Raw genomic sequence first — 17938 nt, 5'->3', positions numbered from 1 at the left:
GCCGACGATGCCCCATAGTCCAGCGAAATATATCTCGACGTCAAGAGACTTCATGTCGACAGACCCTTTACACTGATCGTCATGGAGGACGAGGTCGATCGACTGGTCGCAGCATGGCGCCGCGAGCGCCCGGACCTCGACGTGGAACCACTTGAGGTCCTCAGCCGCGTGTCCAGGCTGGCCAGACACCTTGACCGGGCCCGCCGTATCGCCTTTTCCGAGGTGGGCCTGGAGCCCTGGGAGTTCGATGTGCTCACCGCGCTGCGGCGCGCCGGGGCGCCGTATCAGCTCTCCCCCGGGGCGCTGCTGACGCAGACCCTGGTCACCTCGGGCACGATGACCAACCGCATCGACCGGCTCGCCAAGAAGGACCTGGTCGAGCGCCTGCCCGACCCCAGTGACCGGCGCGGAGTGCTGGTCAGACTGACGGCCGAGGGCCGCGACAAGGCCGATCAGTCGCTGGCCGGGCTGCTGATCCAGGAGCGCGCCATCCTCGCCGAGCTCTCCCGCCAGCAGCGCGGCGAACTGGCCGGGCTGCTACGGCGGTTGACGGGGCCTTTCGACAACATTCCGGGCTAGGAGCGCGCCTCCGAAGCCCCGTCTGCCGCAACGTCGGCTGCGGAAAACCAGGGACGAGGGAAGCGGCGCGCGCCGCATTTGACGGCGCGTAAGCGGCTCGAATGCGCCCCATAAATCTGTACGCGCCCCTCTCCTCCCCCGTCCCCTTGCCCGCCGCTCGCCTCGTGGGCTTGGATCGCGCCATGAGCCAGCAGCACACACCGCACCCGGCGAACGGCCCGTACGGCAAGCGGTTCGAGGGCCGTACGGTCCTGGTGACCGGGGCCGCCGCCGGGATCGGGGCGGCCACCGCCGACCGGCTGGCGGCCGAGGGCGCCGGCGTCCTGCTGCTGGACATCGACGACGCGCGCGGCGAACACACCGCGCGGCGGATCCGGGCGGCCGGTGGCCACGCCTCGTACGAGCACTGCGACGTGGCGGGCGAGGACGACTGGCGGCGGGCGGTCGAGGCGGCGCGGCGGCGCTACGGTCCGGTGGACGGGCTGGTCAGCAATGCCTTTCTGCCGTATGTGGCGGCCGCCGACCGCACCTCGCTGACGGACTGGGACCGGCAGCTCGCGGTCAATCTCACCGGCTCGTTCCTCGGCGTACGCGCCGCCCTGGAGGATCTGCGGGCGCGCGGCGGTGCGGTGGTGCTGACCTCGTCCGTGCATGCGCTGATCGGGCTGCCGGGGCGGCCCGCGTACGCCGCGGCCAAGGCCGGGCTGACCGGGCTGGGGCGTCAACTGGCCGTCGAGTACGGGCCGGAGGTACGGGTCAACAGCGTGCTGCCGGGCCCCGTGCTGACGGCGGCCTGGGACGGGATCGGCGAGGAGGAACGGCAGGCCAGCGCCGCGGAGACGGCGGCGGGACGGCTGGGGCGGCCCGAGGAGGTCGCCGCCGCCATCACCTTTCTGCTCTCCCCCGAGGCGTCCTTCATCACGGGCGCGAGCCTCGTCGTCGACGGGGGCTGGAGCGTGTACAAGAACTCTTCGTGAACCGGGCGGCGGGGCCGCGGGCCCCGCCCCGAGCTTCGATGCAGGGGGTCCGATGGGCATCCGATTCGGCGGCGACTACAACCCCGAGCAGTGGCCCGAGGAGGTGTGGGCCGAGGATCTGAAGCTGATGAAGGCGGCCCATGTCACCATGGTCACCGCCGGGATCTTCTCCTGGGCCAAGGTCGAACCCCGGCCCGGGGTATGGGACTTCGACTGGTTCGACCGTGTCATGGACGGGCTGGCGGGCGCCGGTATCGCCGTCTGTCTGGCGACCATGACCGCCTCACCACCACCGTGGCTCTCCCGCGCACACCCCGAGATCCTGCCCGAGGACGCCGACGGCCGGCGCCGCTGGCCCGGCGGCCGGCAGCACTACTGCCCCTCCAGCCCCGTCTACCGCGCCCACGCCGTGCGCCTGGCCGAACAGCTCGCCACCCGCTACGCCGGCCACCCGGCGCTCGCCATGTGGCACGTCGGCAACGAATACGGCTGCCACACCCGCCAGTGCTACTGCGAGGTGTCGGCCGACGACTTCCGGCGCTGGCTGCGCGACCGCTACGGGAGCGTGGACGCGCTCAACGCCGCCTGGTCGACGGCCTTCTGGTCGCAGGCCTACGGCGACTTCGACGAAGTGCTGCCGCCGCGCACCGCGCCCACCTTCCCCAACCCCGCGCAGCAGCTGGACTATCTGCGCTTCGGCGACGAGGCCCTGCGCGCCTGCTATCTGGCCGAAAAGGCGGTGCTGGAGCGCGTCACCCCCCAGGTTCCGGTCACCACCAATCTGATGCCGCAGCACAAGCCCGTCGACGCGTTCGCCTGGTCGGCGCACATGGACGCGATGGCGCTGGACTTCTACCAGGACCCCCATGCGTCCGACGACCACATCCGGGCCGGCTATGTCTTCGACCTGATGCGCTCGGCGCGCTCCGGGCAGCCCTGGATGCTGCTGGAGCAGGCGCCCGGCGCCGTCAACTGGCGGCCCCGCAACGGCCCCAAGCCGCCCGGCGCGATGCGACTGTGGAGCTGGCAGGCGGTCGCACAGGGCGCGGATGCGGTGCTGTACTTCCAGTGGCGGCAGTCGCTGGGCGGCGCGGAGAAGTTCCACTCGGCGATGCTGCCGCACGGCGGCACCGACACCCGCATCTTCCGCGAAGTGTCCGATCTGGGGCGTGAGTTGGCGTCGTTGCCGGACATCGAGGGGACCCGGTCGCGGGCCGATGTGGCGCTGCTGGCGGACTGGCACAACTGGTGGGCGCTGGAGCTGGACTCCAAGCCGTCGACCGCTCTGGACCACTCCCGTATCGCGCTGGATCATTACCGTCCGCTGTTCGAGGCGGGCGTGGCCTGCGATGTGGTGCCGCCGCAGCGCGAGCTGTCCGGCTACCGGCTGGTCGTGGCGCCCAATCTGTATCTGCTCACCGCGCCCGATGCCGAGCGGCTGGCCGCCTATGTACGTGACGGCGGGCAGCTGCTGGTGTCGTTCTTCTCCGGGATCGTCGACGCGCACGACCGGGTACACCCCGGCGGGTATCCGGCCCCGCTGCGGGAGCTGCTGGGGCTGCGGGTGGAGGAGTTCTGGCCGCTGGACGAGGGCCGGTCGGTGGCGGTCGGCGACGGCAACTACAGCGGGCGGGCGGACCTGTGGTCGGAGGCCATCGACCTCGAAGGGGCCGAGGCGCTCGCCCGCTTCACGGACGGGGACCTCGCCGGCCGGCCCGCGGTGACCCGGCACTCCTACGGGCGGGGCACGGTCTGGTACGCCGGTACCCGGCTGGACGCGGCGCTGATGCGGGCCCTGCTGGACGACGTACGGGACGCGGCCGGGGTGGCGCCCGTACTGCCGGGGCTGCCGGCAGGCGTCCAGGCCACCGTCCGCGAGGGCGCCGGCCGACGGTATGTCTTCCTGCTCAACCACGGGGCGGAGACCGTGGAGATCGGGCTGCCGGCACCGATGCGGGATGCGCTGGCGGCGGACGGGACGGGCGGGGCCGAGCCCGGGGCGGTCGACCGGGTCACGCTGGGGTCGCGGGGTGTGGCCGTACTGACGGATCCCGGCGCCACGGGCTAACCCCTCTCACGCTCGCGGCGGCATCGAGGCCCGCACGGGCCTCATGGGCCCCGCGAGCCACGGCCCCCGGTCACCCGGGGGCCACCCGGCCCTCAGCGCCTCACGGCACCGGCACCGAGGCCGCCGCGGCCGCCGCCTCCAGTTCGACCGGGCCGACCCCGGCCCGGCGGGCCAGCGCGACCGCCGCGAGGGTGGAGTGCACCCCGAGCTTGCCTAGCACGTTCTGCATATGCGTACGGACCGTGTGCGGGGAGAGGAACAGCCGCTCGGCAACCGCCTTGCGGCCCAGGCCCGCCACCATGCAGCGCAGCACCTCGCGCTCGCGCGGGGTCAGCGACTCCACCAGCCGCTCGCTCTCGGAGCGGTGCTTGCGGGCCGCCGTCAGCTCCCGCAGCACACCGGTCAGCAGCGCGGGCGGCAGATGCGTCTCGTCGCGGAGGACCCCGCGGATGACGGCGAGCAGCCGGGAGAGCGAGCAGTCCTTGGCCACCCAGCCGGAGGCGCCGGCCTGCAGCGCGGCGGCCGCGCGGCGCGGGTCGTCCCGATCGGCGAGGACGACGGTGCGCAGATACGGATGGCTGGTGCGCAGGCCGGAGACCAGCGCGATGCCGTCCCGCGGGACGGCGCGCGGCACCGCGTCGCGGGCCGCGCCCTGCGCGGGCACCGCGAGCAGCGGCGCGGCGAGGTCGGCGTCCGCGAGCAGCACGTCGAAGCGGCGGCCGTCGGTGACCGCCCGGTCCAGATTGCGCAGCGCCGCGGGAGCGCTGCCCGCGGCCGCGACGTCCACGTCCTGTTCCGCGGCGAGCGCGGCCGCCAGGGATTCGGCGAAGATGCGGTGGTCGTCGACCACCAGAACCCGGATGCGTTGCACAGAGACCCCCTGTCTCGGTGAACGGACCATAGCGGGCACGACGCCCGGATTGAAGATCGCCTCAGCCGCACGGCCGCCGCCGTGCCACATGACTACCCCACCCCGGGCGCCGTACCCGAACGGTCTCGCCCCCTGATCGGCACCGGCCCCCACCGGTGCAGGATCCCAGCGTACGGACGGGTTGCGGCAAGGGGAGGTGATTGGCGAAACTGCCCCTCCACCCGGGCCGTTCGGCGCCCGTCCGGTGGCCGCGCGCCGCCCGGCACGCCCTACTCGATGCGGTGTGCTCCCGCGCTCGGGACGGCCTCGAAGATCCGCGGGGCGGCATGGCCGGCCGCCGCGAAGGCGTCGGTGACGGCGGCGGCGACGGCCGGGGCGTCGGCCTCCTCGACGAGCACGATCGCCGAGCCGCCGAAGCCGCCGCCGGTCATCCGGGCCCCGAGGGCGCCCGCCGCGTTGGCGGTGTCGACGGCGAGGTCGAGCTCCCGGCAGGAGATCTTGAAGTCGTCGCGGAGCGAGGCGTGGCCGGCCGTCAGCAGCGGGCCGATGGCGCGGGTGCGGCCCGCGTCGAGGCGGGCGATGACCTCTTCGACGCGGTGGTTCTCGGTGACGATGTGCCGGACGAGGGCCTGGTCGGCGGGCTCGTCGGCCAACTTGGCCAGGGACTCGGGCAGATGCGCGTACGGCACATCGCGCAGGGCTCGCACACCGAGCGCCCGCGCGCCGCGCTCACAACCGGCGCGCCGCTCGGCGTATGCGCCGTCGCCCAGCTCATGCTTCACCCGGGTGTCGACGACGAGGAGCCGCAGCCCCTCCCCCGCCAGGTCGAACGGGATCTGACGCCGGGTGAGGTCGCGGGTGTCGAGGAAGAGGGCATGGCCCTCGGTGCAGCAGGCCGCGGCGGTCTGGTCCATGATCCCGCAGGGCACGCCGACGAAGGCGTTCTCGGCCCGCTGGGCGAGCTGGGCCAGCCGCTGCGGCTCCTGGCCGAGCGCATACAGGTCGTTCAGGGCCAGCGCGGTGACGATCTCCAGGGCGGCGGAGGAGGAGAGTCCGGCGCCGGTCGGCACCGTGCTGTCGTAGTGCAGATCCGCGCCGCCGACGGGCAGCCCGGCCTCCCGCATCGCCCAGACGACACCGGCCGGGTAGGCGGCCCAGCCACCCTGGGGAGCCGGCCGCAGCTCGTCGATGCGCAGTTCGGCGATGCCGCCGTCGGCGCCGCCGGAGTGCAGCCGCAGCACCCCGTCGGTGCGGGCCGAGGCGGCGGCGAGGGTGGTGTGCGGGAGGGCCAGCGGCATCACGAAACCGTCGTTGTAATCGGTGTGTTCACCGATCAGGTTGACCCGGCCGGGCGCCGCCCAGGTGCCCGTGGGGGCGGCGCCGTACACCGCGGCGAATTCCTCCGCGGTGTGCTGAGCGCTGTGCGGGCGCTCGGTGGTCGGGGTGGCGGCTCCGTGAGCGGTCATCAGGACTCCTTTGTCCGGTCGAGGTGCTGCGCGAACTGCCAGGCGTCGGCGACGATTCCGGCGAGGTCGGCGCGGCTGGGCCGCCAGCCGAGGCGGTCGACGGCGGTCCGGGCGGAGGCCACCAGCACGGCGGGGTCGCCGCCGCGGCGCGGCGCGGTGATCTCGGGGATCGGGTGCCCGGTGACCTTGCGGACGGTCTCGATGACCTCGCGGACGGAGAAGCCGTTGCCGTTGCCGAGGTTGCAGATCAGATGCTCGCCCGCGGTGGCGGCGTCCAGGGCGAGGAGGTGGGCCTCGGCGAGGTCGGCGACGTGGATGTAGTCGCGTACGCAGGTGCCGTCGGGGGTGGGGTAGTCCTCGCCGAAGACGGAGATCGCCTCGCGCTTGCCCTGGGCGACCTGGAGGACGAGCGGGATGAGGTGCGACTCGGGGTCGTGGCGCTCGCCGCAGCTGCCGTAGGCGCCGGCGACATTGAAGTAGCGCAGCGAGACGGCGGCCAGGCCGTGGGCCGCGGCCTCACCGCTGATCATGTGGTCGACGGCGAGCTTGCTGGCACCGTACGGGCTGGTGGGCGCGGTCTCGGCGGACTCGGTGATCGGGGTGGACCTCGGCTCGCCGTAGGTGGCGGCGGTGGAGGAGAAGACGAGGGTACGGACGCCGGCGTCGCGCATCGCGGCGAGCAGGTCCATGGTGCCGCCGACGTTGTTGCGCCAGTACTTCTCGGGGTCCACGACGGACTCGCCGACCTGGGAGAAGGCGGCGAAGTGCAGCACCGCGTCGTAGGAGGGGTCGAGCCACTTCGCCGCGTCCTGGATGCGGCCCTCGATGAAGTGGGCACCGGCGGGGATGCCCTCGCGGTGGCCGGTGGACAGGTCGTCCAGCACGGCCACCTCGTGACCGGCTTGCAGCAGATGCGCCGCAACGACGCTGCCGACATATCCCGCACCGCCTGTGACCAGGTACTTCTTGCTCACTCGCTCGCTACCTCTCGCAGTCGCTCGGCCGCGGCCTCCGGCGGCACATCATTGATGAACACGTTCATGCCGGATTCGGAACCCGCGAGGAACTTCAGCTTGCCGGAAGTGCGGCGAATGGTGAAAAGCTCGAGGTGCAGCGCGAAATCATCCCGGTGCTCGGCGCGCAGCGGCGCCTGGTGCCAGGCCGCGATGTACGGCGTACGGGCGGCGCCGGCCGCCCGGGGACCGCGGACGCCGCCCTCTTCCTTCCCGTCACCCCACCCACCGAAAATCCGGTCGAAGCGCCGCAAGACTTCCAGATAGATCTGTGAGAATTCTGTGCGCGCGGCATCGTCGAGGGCGAGCAGGTCGGGGACCCGGCGTTTGGGGTAGAGGTGCACCTCGTAGGGCCAGTGGGCGGCGTACGGGACGAAGGCCACCCAGTGCTCGCCTTCGAGGACGACCCGGCGGCCGTCGGCCAGCTCGTCGGCGACCACCTCGTCGAAGAGGTTGCCTCCTCCGTTGGCCGCGCGGTGCTCCGCGAGCGAGGTGAGCATGCGCGCGGTGCGCGGGGTGACGAAGGGGTACGCGTAGATCTGGCCGTGCGGATGGCCCAGGGTGACGCCGATCTCGGCACCGCGGTTCTCGAAGCAGAAGACCTGCTCCACGCCGGGGAGCTGGGACAGCTCCGCGGTCCGGTCGGTCCACGCTTCCAGGACCAGGGCGGCCTGCTCCTCGGTGAGGTCGGCGAAGGAGGCGTCGTGGTCGGAGGTGAAGCAGACGACCTCGCAGCGGCCGCTGTCGCCGGCGAGGGACGGGAAGCGGTTCTCGAAGACGGCGACGTCGTAGTCGGCGGCGGGAATCTCGGAGCACCGCCCGTCACGGGAGGGGCACAGCGGGCACTCGTCGGCCGGGGGGTGGTAGGTGCGGGCCTGGCGGTGCGAGGCGATGGCGACGGAGTCGCCGAGGAGCCGGTCGTGGCGGATCTCGGAGGCGGTGGCCACGGGGTCGAGGGGGCGCCGGTCGACCGCATCGCGTACGACGTCGTCCCGCGAGTCGTAGTAGATGAGCTCCCGGCCGTCCGCCAGCCGGGTCGACGTCTTCTTCACGGGAGCTCCTCACCTCCGACCAAACACAAACAAACACAATGAAGCACAACTAAACAGATGCGTCAACGCCGGGGCCGAGGGCGGTCTCTTGACGAACTCCGGGCGGGCATTACCGACATACCGGCCACCCCGATCACGAAAGCGCAACTGAACCAAACAAAAGTATTCAGTTTCCCGAAGACCGCGCGTAGCTTTTTGTGCGTTCCGATCGCACAAAGATGTGTCCTCCGGGGGCCGCGCTCCCGGACCCCCGCGAAATGAGTCGCCCATGATCACCCTGGCCGAGGGGCTACGGCTCCCCACCAACGGGCTCGATTACACGATCCTGGCCATCTACTTCGTCGTCGTCCTCGGCATCGGATTCGCGGCCAAACGCAGCGTGAAGACGAGCCTGGACTTCTTCCTCTCCGGGCGGTCCCTGCCTGCCTGGGTCACCGGCCTCGCCTTCGTCGCCGCCAACCTCGGCGCCACCGAGATCCTCGGGATGGCCGCCAACGGTGCGCAGTACGGGGCCTACACCGTGCACTGGTACTGGATCGGCGCCATCCCGGCGATGGTCTTCCTGGGCCTGGTGATGATGCCGTTCTACTACGGCTCCAAGGTCCGCTCGGTGCCCGAATTCCTGCTGCACCGCTTCGGCCCCTCCTCCCACCTCCTCTCCTCGGTCATCTTCGCCGTCTCCTCCGTGCTGATCGCCGGCGTGAACCTCTACGCCATGGCGATCGTGCTGCAGGCGCTGCTCGGCTGGCCGCAGTGGGTCGCGATCGTCATCGCCGGCGTCTTCGTCCTGGCGTACATCACCATCGGCGGCCTGTCCTCGGCGATCTACAACGAGGTGCTGCAGTTCTTCGTCATCCTCGCCGCGCTGATCCCGCTGACCATCGTCGGCCTCAAGCGCGTCGGCGGCTGGGACGGCCTGACCAGCTCGCTCAACTCCTCGCACGGGGACGCGTTCCTGACCGCCTGGAAGGGCACCGGCATCGGCGAGGCCAACCCGCTCGGCGCGAACTGGCTCACCATCGTCCTGGGCCTCGGCTTCGTGATGAGCTTCGGCTACTGGACCACCAACTTCGCCGAGGTGCAGCGCGCGCTGTCCGCGAAGAACCTCTCCGCCGCCAAGCGCACCCCGCTGATCGCCGCCTTCCCCAAGATCTTCATCCCGCTGGTGGTGGTCGTCCCCGGCCTGATCGCGCTGGTCATGGAGCCGACGCTGGGCAAGTCCAAGGACGGGCTGCAGTACAACGACGCGATCCCGGTGCTGATGCGGGACCTGCTGCCCAACGGTGTGCTGGGCATCGCGGTGACCGGTCTGCTCGCCGCCTTCATGGCCGGTATGGCCGCCAACGTGTCGTCGTTCAACACGGTCTTCACCAACGACATCTGGGGCGCGTACCTCAAGAAGGGCCGCGAGGACGCGTATTACCTCAAGACGGGGCGCGTGGTCACCGCCGTCGGCGTGCTGATCGGTATGGGCACCGCCTTCATCGCCTCATCCTTCAGCAACATCATGAACTACCTGCAGACGCTCTTCTCCTTCTTCAACGTGCCCCTGTTCGTCGTCTTCATCATCGGCATGTTCTGGAAGCGGACCAGCGCCGCCGCCGGGTTCTGGGGTCTGCTGTCCGGCACGGTCGCCGCGATGGTCAACTACTTCTGGCTCTACAAGCAGGGCATCATCGCGATCCCCTCCGAGCAGGGCGCCAACTTCGTCTCCTCGATCGTGGCGTTCGTCGTCGGCGCGCTGGTGATGCTGATCGTCACCCTGATCACCAAGCCCAAGCCGGCCGCGTCGCTGGCGGGCCTGGTCTACGGGTCCCGGTCCCCCGGCATGGAGGAACTGCCGGCCGAGGGCGACGACGCCTGGTACCGCAAGCCGGCCCTGCTGGGCTGGGGTGCGATCGTCCTCGCCGCCATCTGCTACGTCCCGTTCTCCTTCTGAACCTGCCTGAACCAGCGGAGTTGACGCACCATGAGTGACTACCAGCACGAGGTCGAGGAGCTGGAACGCGAGTCCGCGACCGCCGCGCGACTCTTCGACGTACGGCGCATCATCGGCGGCCTGTTCGTCGTCTACGGGGTGATCGTCACCATCGCCGGTCTGACGGCCTCGGACGCGGACCTCAAGAAGGCCCAGGACATCAACATCAACCTGTGGACGGGCGTGGGCATGCTCGCCCTCGGGCTGTTCTTCCTCATCTGGCTGAAGCTGCGGCCGGCCGTCCCGCCGACGGCCGAGGAACTGCAGGCCGGGATGGAGGACGGGCCCGCCGAGGGCTGAGCGGAGCGCTGTTCAGAGCGGTGGCGGGACCGGCTCGTCCGGACCGGCCGCCGCGGCGCGCGCGGCACGGCCGCCCGCCGCCCGGTCCAGCAGCCCGGTGCGCGCCGCCAGGGCCGCGGCCTCCAGCCGTGACCCCACCTCCAGCTTCATCAGCACCCGCTGGACATGCGTACGCGCCGTACTCGGCGCGATGTCCATCCCCGCCGCGATCAGCCGGGTGTCCTCGCCGTCCGCGACCCGCATCAGCACCTCGACCTCGCGCGGGGTGAGCAGCTCCAGCAGCCGCGCCCCCTCGTCGTCCGGCTGCGCCGCGGGGTGCAGCAGCTCCTCGAAGGCCTGCTGCAACAACTGCGGCGAGACCGCCGACTCCCCCGCCCGCGCCTTCATCATGGCGCGCTCCACACCCTCAATCCGCTCATCGTTACGGACGTACCCGGAGGCCCCGGCCGCGAAGGCGGCGGCGAGACCGCGCGGGCTGGGGACCGGCCCCAGCACCACCACCGCGACCTGCGGCCGCTCCTTCTTGATCCGCACGATCGGGTCGAAGGCGCCCGGCCGGGCCGGCGCGGCGGTCCCCAGCAGGCACACCTCGGGCGCCCGGCTCACCACCAGCTCAGCGGCCCCGGCGCTCGGCGCGGCCGCCGCCAGGACACGGTGCCCGCGCAGCTTCAACGCCGAGGCGAGCGCCTCCGCGAGCAGACGATGATCGTCCACCACCATGAGCCGCACGCCCATCGAGCAACCCCCTCCACCCCGGCGGGCCCGGCGCGACCCCCTGCCGGGCCGCTCGTCCCCGGGAAGCTACACGCTCGGCTGCGATACCGCGCCCCCTACCGGGAAGAAGCCCCCGGAATGCTGGAATCCCGGCCAATCTGGGCTGGTTGCCGCTGTTACGAAGGCCTGGGCCGGGCTCACAGGGCGTGGCGCAGAGCCGGGTGCAAGTCCGGTGCGCCGGGTGTTTTCCCGGCGCCTGCGGGACGTTCACGCACCGTGCCCTGCAGGTGGGTAGCGCACAGGACGACGTATCGGCGGAAAGCGGTTGTTTCCTTGGAGAGTTGAGGGCGACAAGCAGCCCTGAGGCAATCCAATAGCGAGCAGGACCGACCGCACACCAGGCGCGTCCGCCGCCATGCCGCTCTTCGAACTCCACTCAACCTTGTTGAAGTCAAAAAGAACCAGCGTCCGGTTTTTCGCCGAAGTGCCTTTGCCGGCACTGTCAGTGCCGTATGCGAAAGTAGGTTCGGTAGTTGAGGGGAAATCGGGGGAGGGATCGATCCGTCATGTCATTGGCCGACGAAGTAGCGGCAGCTCACGCAGGACATCCGAATCCAGCCGCACTGGTGGGTGAGTTGCGCCGGACGTCGGTATTGGTCCCGATTGTCAATGACTCACTCATGTCAGCCGAGTTGACCGGTATCCGTTGGTTGTACGCCTTCTCCGACGAGCAGGAACTGGCCCGCTTCGCCGTGGCCCGAGGCGCCGGCCCCGAGGTCGAGCTGCCCTACGTCCGCGCGGTCGGTGCGCGGCTCCTGGACGTCGTCATCCCCGCCATCGAGGGACCGGCGGGCGTGGTGCTGGACGCGGGCAGCGCACAGACGATGGTGTTTCCGCCGGTCAGCGGCATCGTCCCGGACTCCGTGTCGGTCGACCTCACCGAGCCGGGTGAGGCCGGAGGCCGGCCCGGTGCACCCACGGCCGGGGGTGCGGCATGACATCCGCCGAGGGCTACGAGCTCGACCCGGCTGCCCTGAAGCAGGTCACCAAGGGCATCCACGACTCGATCGCGGAACTGAAAGAGATGGGCTTCGACACCAGCGCCCAACTCGGCCAGGGATTCGACAAGCTGACCCTCTCCGGCATGGAGGCCGGGCATGCCGATGTGAGTTCCGTATTCGATTCGTTCTGCGAACGCTGGGGCTGGGGCGTTCGCCTGCTCATCCACGAAGCCAACGAATTCGCGCGCCGTCTTGATTTGACGGCCGGGCTTTATCACGAGCAGGAGCAGTACGTTTCGACGACGTTGAAGGTCGGGGCGAATGCCTTGCTGATGGGTGACCCGACGATGACGGAGGAAAAGCTGAAGCACCGAACGTGGGAGCAAGTCCGCGACGACAACGCGATCACCCAGTTCAAGGACGCGGACTGGGACCCCACCTCGACCGATTCCCGCAAGGCATTTCAGGAAGTCGGGCAAGCGGCGGACCAGACGGGCAAGGACTTCTCGACGTCCAAGTGGGCGGGCGATGTGGACCACAACTGGGCCTTGCGGCCACTGAAGATGCCCCGTGCCGGCCAGGCGCAGGCCGACGACCACGACGGATCCTGAGTCTCCGCTGCACAACCACTACTGCACATCGACTGCTGTGCATCAGCTGCTGCACAGCACCACTGGGGGTTAAGAACCGATGGGCCTCGGCGACATTCTCGGGGACGTCAAGGACGGCATCAATTCCGCGGCCGATACGGTCGGCGGCGCCGTCGATGGCGTAAAGGAAGCGGCCGGCGAGGCGGTCGACTACGCCACGGACAAAACCGCCGACGCTCTCGACTACGTCGGTGCGGACGCCGCGGCCAAGACCGTCCGCTCGGCCGGTGACGACGTCGCCGATGCGCTGGGCGCGCAGGTCGATGAGCGGCAGTTGGGCGAGAGTGACGACCCCAAGGAGCTGATCCACGGCGACGTCGCGAAGATCAATGAATCCGCCGCGCACCTGAAGGACTTCTACGCGGCCTTCGAACGCGTCGGCCAGGGAATCCGCAAACTGGACGCCGGATCCTGGAAGGGAAAGGCCGCCGACAGCTTCCACGAGAAGTTCGACGTGCACCCCAAACAGTGGATGCGCACCGCGGACGCCTGTGAGTCGGCGTGGAAGGCCCTCGATTCCTACGCCGAGACGGTCTCCTGGGCCCAGAAGAAGGCCCAGGCGGCCATCGACGCATGGCAGGCGGCCGAGGACAAGAGCAAGGAGGCGTACGACGCCTACCGCCACAAGGTCGATACATACACCGCGAAGGCCGACGCCTACAACGCCGCGCGGGACCAGGGTTCCGACCCCGGGCCCAAGCCCGACGAGCCCGGCGACTTCGACGACCCGGGCGACCACGGCCGCGAGGCGGCGCAGGAAATCCTCAAGAACGCCCGCAGCCAGCGCAACGAAGCGGCCGCCAAGGCGCAGCACGCTCTCAAGGGCGCCCTGGAACACGCCCCACAGGCACCGAAGTTCACCACTGAGGCGTCCCTCGACACCGTTGACGGCATCGCGGCCGGCGGCATGAACCTGATGCACGTCGTCGGTGGTGTGGGCAAGGGCTTCGTCGAAACGGTCAATCTGGCCCGCACTCTGAACCCGATGGAGCCATACAACATGGCCCATCCCCATATGTACCTGGCCAACGTCGCCAAAACCGGTCTGGGCCTGGCCAGTTCCGCCGCCCACCCCGGCCGTCTGGCCAAGGGCATGATCGGCGAGGGCTGGGGCAGCGACCCGGGTGATGCGCTCGGGAAAGTCATCGCCAACGCCATCGGAGGCAAGGGCGCCGGCGCCATCGGCAGGGGCATCGTGAAGGCGGGGGCCAAGGACGCGGCCAAGGGGGCTGCGCGGACGGCGGTCAAGGACGGCGGCAAGCGCACCATCCTGGACCGGGCCCGCAAACTCTGGGAAAGACCGGATTGCGGCGACCCGGTCGACTCAGCCACTGGCCGGATGATCCTGCCGCAGACCGACATCACCCTCCCCGGCAGCCTCCCTCTTGCCTTCGCCCGCACCTTCGAGTCGTCCTACCGCACCGGCCGCTGGTTCGGCCCGACGTGGATGAGCACCGTCGACCAGCGGCTGGAAATCGACGCCGAGGGCGTCATCCTCATCGGCGAGGAGGGCAACTTCCTCCTCTACCCGCACCCGGCCGTAGGCGTGCCCACCCTCCCCACCGAGGGCGACGGCCATCCCCTGGAGCGCACCCCGGACGGCGACTACCTCCTCACCGACCCGGTCACCGGCACCCGCCGCTACTTCACCACCTACACCGAAGACCTCGCCGTCCTCGACGAGATATCGGACCGCCGCGGCAACCACCACACCTTCGACTACACCGAAGACGGCACCCCCACCGCCATCACCCACAGCGCCGGCTACCGCCTCCTGCTCACCACCGACGAAGGCCGCGTCACCGCCCTCCACCTCGCCGGCGCAGCCCCCGACGGCACCGATCAGTTGCTGATGACCTACGGCTACGACGACGCCGGCAACCTCACCACCACCACCAACTCCTCGGGCCTTCCGCTCCGCTTCACCTACGACGACCACGGTCGGATCACGTCCTGGACCGACACCAACGACACCAGCTACTCCTACACTTACGACGATCAGGACCGCTGCATCTGGCAGAGCGGTGAAGAGGGCCACATGCGCGGCCACTTCGCGTGGGGTGACCCCGACCCCGTAACGGGCCTGCGCACCAACCGTCACCGCAACTCACTGGGGCAGGTCACCACCTACCTGGTCAACGAACGCCACCAGATCGTCACGGAGACCGACCCCACCGGATCCACCACCCGCACCGTCCGCGATACCAAACACCGAGTCCTGTCCACCACCGACCCGTTGGGCCGTACCACCCACTTCACCTACGACGACGAGGGCCGCCCTACCGTCGTCGCTCTCCCCGACGGCTCCACCGCCGCCACCAGCTACAACGACCTCCGCCTGCCCCTGACCACCACCGGCCCGGACGGCACCACCTGGACCCACACCTACGACGCCAACGGCAACCGCACCTCCACCACCGACCCCACCGGCGCCACCACGACCTACACCCACGACGCCCGCGGCCACGTCTCCTCAGTCACCGACGCCCTCGGCAACACCACACACCTCTACTGCAACGAGGCCGGTCTACCTCTTAGCGTCACCGATCCACTGGGCGCCACCACCCACTACCGCCGCGACGCCTTCGGCCGCACCACCTCCGTCACCGACCCCCTCGGCGAAACTACCCACATGGTGTGGACCGTCGAAGGGAAACTCGCCGCCTGCATCGACGCATCCGGTGCCATCGAGGAGTGGATCTACGACGGCGAGGGCAACTGCACTGCGCACACTGATGCGGTCGGGGGCATCACGAGGTACGAGTACACCCACTTCGACCTCTTGGCTGCCCAGACCGGACCGGACGGCGTCCGCCACGAGTTCACCCATGACACCGAACTACGTCTCACCCAGGTCACCAACCCCCAGAATCTGACATGGAATTACGCGTACGACCCGGCCGGGCGCCTCGTATCCGAGACAGACTTCGATAACCGCACCCTCACCTACACCCACAACGCTGCTGGACAGCTCAAAGCCCGCACCAACGCCCTTGGGCAAACAACCACCTACATCCAAGACTTGCTCGGCCGAATCGTAGAGAAGAACGCCGACGGCCAGATCACCACATACCAGCACGACACGGCAGGCCGCCTCATTCAGGCGACAAGCTCCGACGCATCGCTGACGTATCAGCGCGACCGTCTGGGCCGCATCGCCACCGAAACTGTGAACGGCCGGACCACGTCGTATACCTACGACGCCCTCGGCCGCCGCACGGGCCGCACCACCTCCACCGGCGCCACCAGCACCTGGACCTATGACGCCGCAGGGAATCGCACAGCCCTCGCTGCTTCGGGCCAAACCCTCCACTTTGAACACAACGCAGCAGGGCGTGAAGTAAGCCGCCAGTTCGGCGAAATACTTACCCTTGCGAACACCTGGGACCCTACTGGACGGCTGACTGGACAATCCCTGACGGGTGCAGAATCCCGCACCATCCAGCGCCGCCATTACACATACCGGCCAGACGGCAACCTCGTCGGCATAGACGACCACCTCAACGGCCCACGCACCTTCGCCCTTGACGCAGCAGGCCGCGTCACGGCCGTCGAGGCGAAGGGCTGGAAGGAGATTTACGTCTACGACGAGGCCGGAAATCAGACCGAAGCCAATTGGCCCGAAAGTCACCCAGGCTCAGAGGCGCGCGGGCCCCGTACGTACACAGGAACTCAAATATCCGGCGCCGGCCAGGTCCGCTACGAACATGATGCCCAAGGCCGTATTATCCTCCGTCAGAAGACCCGACTGTCCCGCAAGCCCGATACCTGGCGCTACACCTGGGACGCGGGAGACCGCCTCACCAGTGCGACCACCCCCGACGGCCAGATTTGGCGCTACGTCTACGATGCCCTCGACCGCCGCATCTCGAAGCAAAAAATCGGAGCTGATGGATCAGTCCTGGAGCAGGTCGACTTTACCTGGGACGGCACCAACCTCGCCGAACAGATCACCAGCACATCCGGCTCCGAGAATCCCATCACGCTCACCTGGGACCATGACGGTCTAATCCCCATCGTTCAAACCGAACGCAAAGCTCGCGCCGACGCCCCTCAGCAGGAAGTTGATCAGCGGTTCTTCGCTATAGTCACGGACCTCGTCGGAACCCCAACCGAACTTATCGATGAATCCGGTGGCATAGCCTGGCGCACACGCACCGCTCTCTGGGGCAGTACGACATGGACTCGCACCAGCACCGCGTATACCCCACTCCGATTCCCCGGCCAATACTTCGACCCTGAAACCGAACTCCACTACAACTTCCACCGCCACTACGACCCCGAAATCGCACGCTACACCGCTTCCGATCCTCTCGGGCTCGATCCAGCACCCAACCCCGCCACCTACGTCGGCAATCCTTATACGCAAATCGACCCCTTGGGGCTCACCCCATGCCCAATACAACGCCTTTTGTACGGCTCCCGCCCTGGCGAGGGCCTTCCGGGAAGTAATGGAGTGGACATACCTCGGCGGCCAACGATTCAGGAAATGGAGAATATAACCGCTAAGCACGGTGTCGAATTTGCTGTAACGTACAAATATGGCCCTGGGGTGAACGGCGGGGGTGGGCAATATTTCCTACACTCAGGGGAAAAGGCGTCCGTGCGAATCCCGATAGAGGCGGACCGCATGTTCATCAACCATACACACCCGCGTGGCAGTGCACGGCCCAGTGATCCCGACAGGGCACTCATGGGATTTCTCGAGGACATAGGATCGCCCCAGCGCACCTCCGAGGTAATTCCCGTGGGAAGCGGTAAGGGGATACCCTATGGAAGCGGCCCCTTCTATCATTGGATGAAAAATGAATGAGACGCACATGGAATCATTTAGCTACCTTTGGACTACGGAACGGAACGATTGGATCCTCGTGAAAACACCCAGGACTGTCGTGCCGGTGATCTTCAACCGATCCAACCGGCAAGCGTTGCTCATCGACGATGACGGCCTGCACGCAGCTGTAGTAGCAAAGATGCAGGATGCCGGGATTGGCGTATTCGATGGCATCCCGAGTGAATCCACTGATGTCGAATCACCGCGCAGAGACTGAACCTACGTCCTTGCACTCACTCTGGAGAGTTGCGGACTCGGGCGTCCGCGGACCACCCCCTCGTGGAAGTACGGACAGGTACCTCGGGCATTGGGATTTCGTCCGAGGTACCCGCAGCTCTCCTGACCCGACTAGTCGTGCTCCACCGTCCGCTGTAAGGTCTCCTGCTGGACCATTCCCTGGCCAAAGCCCAGGCGAGTCACGCGGTCACCATCGCC

General features: G+C 68.8%; 14 protein-coding genes. 9 read left to right on the top strand and 5 right to left on the bottom strand.

What is annotated here, in order from left to right:
• Window positions 1–81 precede the first annotated feature (81 nt).
• From ACGFWI_RS26360 to ACGFWI_RS26350, 3 genes are all read left to right on the top strand, one after another.
• A complete protein-coding gene (locus ACGFWI_RS26360; protein ID WP_030082551.1) occupies window positions 82–579 on the top strand; it encodes a MarR family winged helix-turn-helix transcriptional regulator in 498 nt (165 codons plus the stop codon).
• Window positions 580–761: 182 nt separating this feature from the next.
• Window positions 762–1556 (top strand): SDR family NAD(P)-dependent oxidoreductase, encoded by a 795-nt coding sequence (locus tag ACGFWI_RS26355; RefSeq protein WP_393908506.1) that lies wholly within the window; start codon window positions 762–764, stop codon window positions 1554–1556.
• Window positions 1557–1608: 52 nt separating this feature from the next.
• Complete coding sequence (locus ACGFWI_RS26350) at window positions 1609–3624, top strand: beta-galactosidase (RefSeq protein ID WP_393908505.1); 2016 nt, start codon at window positions 1609–1611, stop codon at window positions 3622–3624.
• Between the two features lie 100 nt (window positions 3625–3724).
• Here the strand turns inward: ACGFWI_RS26350 and ACGFWI_RS26345 are convergent, their stop codons facing one another.
• The 4 genes from ACGFWI_RS26345 to galT all read right to left on the bottom strand — a co-directional run bounded on the left by ACGFWI_RS26345 (window position 3725) and on the right by galT (window position 8026).
• A complete protein-coding gene (locus ACGFWI_RS26345; RefSeq protein ID WP_393908504.1) occupies window positions 3725–4495 on the bottom strand; it encodes a LuxR C-terminal-related transcriptional regulator in 771 nt (256 codons plus the stop codon).
• Window positions 4496–4764: 269 nt separating this feature from the next.
• Window positions 4765–5961, bottom strand: a complete 1197-nt coding sequence (gene galK / locus ACGFWI_RS26340; RefSeq protein ID WP_393908503.1) for a galactokinase — start codon at window positions 5959–5961, stop codon at window positions 4765–4767.
• Window positions 5961–6935, bottom strand: coding sequence for a UDP-glucose 4-epimerase GalE (gene galE / locus ACGFWI_RS26335; protein ID WP_393908502.1), 975 nt, complete (start codon window positions 6933–6935; stop codon window positions 5961–5963). The genes galK and galE overlap by 1 nt, the downstream gene beginning before the upstream one ends.
• Window positions 6932–8026, bottom strand: a complete 1095-nt coding sequence (gene galT, locus ACGFWI_RS26330) for a galactose-1-phosphate uridylyltransferase (protein WP_393908501.1) — start codon at window positions 8024–8026, stop codon at window positions 6932–6934. The genes galE and galT overlap by 4 nt, the downstream gene beginning before the upstream one ends.
• A 268-nt stretch (window positions 8027–8294) precedes the next feature.
• On the opposite strand from galT, the gene ACGFWI_RS26325 reads away from it, so the two are divergent.
• Both ACGFWI_RS26325 and ACGFWI_RS26320 read left to right on the top strand, forming a co-directional pair.
• Window positions 8295–9965, top strand: a complete 1671-nt coding sequence (locus ACGFWI_RS26325) for a sodium:solute symporter family protein (protein ID WP_393908500.1) — start codon at window positions 8295–8297, stop codon at window positions 9963–9965.
• 30 nt (window positions 9966–9995) lie between these two features.
• Window positions 9996–10304, top strand: coding sequence for a hypothetical protein (locus tag ACGFWI_RS26320; protein ID WP_393908499.1), 309 nt, complete (start codon window positions 9996–9998; stop codon window positions 10302–10304).
• A gap of 12 nt (window positions 10305–10316) precedes the next feature.
• Here the strand turns inward: ACGFWI_RS26320 and ACGFWI_RS26315 are convergent, their stop codons facing one another.
• Entirely contained in the window at window positions 10317–11039 is a 723-nt protein-coding gene (locus ACGFWI_RS26315) for a response regulator transcription factor (protein WP_393908498.1), read from the bottom strand.
• 545 nt (window positions 11040–11584) lie between these two features.
• Between ACGFWI_RS26315 and ACGFWI_RS26310 the strand changes: the two genes are divergently transcribed.
• The 4 genes from ACGFWI_RS26310 to ACGFWI_RS26295 all read left to right on the top strand — a co-directional run bounded on the left by ACGFWI_RS26310 (window position 11585) and on the right by ACGFWI_RS26295 (window position 17720).
• A complete protein-coding gene (locus tag ACGFWI_RS26310) occupies window positions 11585–12016 on the top strand; it encodes an SseB family protein (protein WP_393908497.1) in 432 nt (143 codons plus the stop codon).
• Window positions 12013–12630, top strand: coding sequence for a hypothetical protein (locus ACGFWI_RS26305; protein WP_393908496.1), 618 nt, complete (start codon window positions 12013–12015; stop codon window positions 12628–12630). The genes ACGFWI_RS26310 and ACGFWI_RS26305 overlap by 4 nt, the downstream gene beginning before the upstream one ends.
• A 79-nt stretch (window positions 12631–12709) precedes the next feature.
• A complete protein-coding gene (locus tag ACGFWI_RS26300) occupies window positions 12710–17482 on the top strand; it encodes a putative T7SS-secreted protein (protein ID WP_393908495.1) in 4773 nt (1590 codons plus the stop codon).
• Window positions 17475–17720 carry a hypothetical protein gene (locus ACGFWI_RS26295; protein WP_393908494.1) on the top strand — a complete coding sequence of 82 codons (246 nt, stop codon included), beginning with the start codon at window positions 17475–17477 and terminating at the stop codon, window positions 17718–17720. Before ACGFWI_RS26300 ends, ACGFWI_RS26295 begins: the two co-directional genes overlap by 8 nt.
• Window positions 17721–17938: the final 218 nt, after the last annotated feature.

The organism is Streptomyces sp. NPDC048434 (genome assembly GCF_043200375.1).
Classification (GTDB): domain Bacteria; phylum Actinomycetota; class Actinomycetes; order Streptomycetales; family Streptomycetaceae; genus Streptomyces.
Note: the sequence above shows the minus strand (reverse complement) of the source record. Positions and strands in the feature narration are given on the sequence as shown.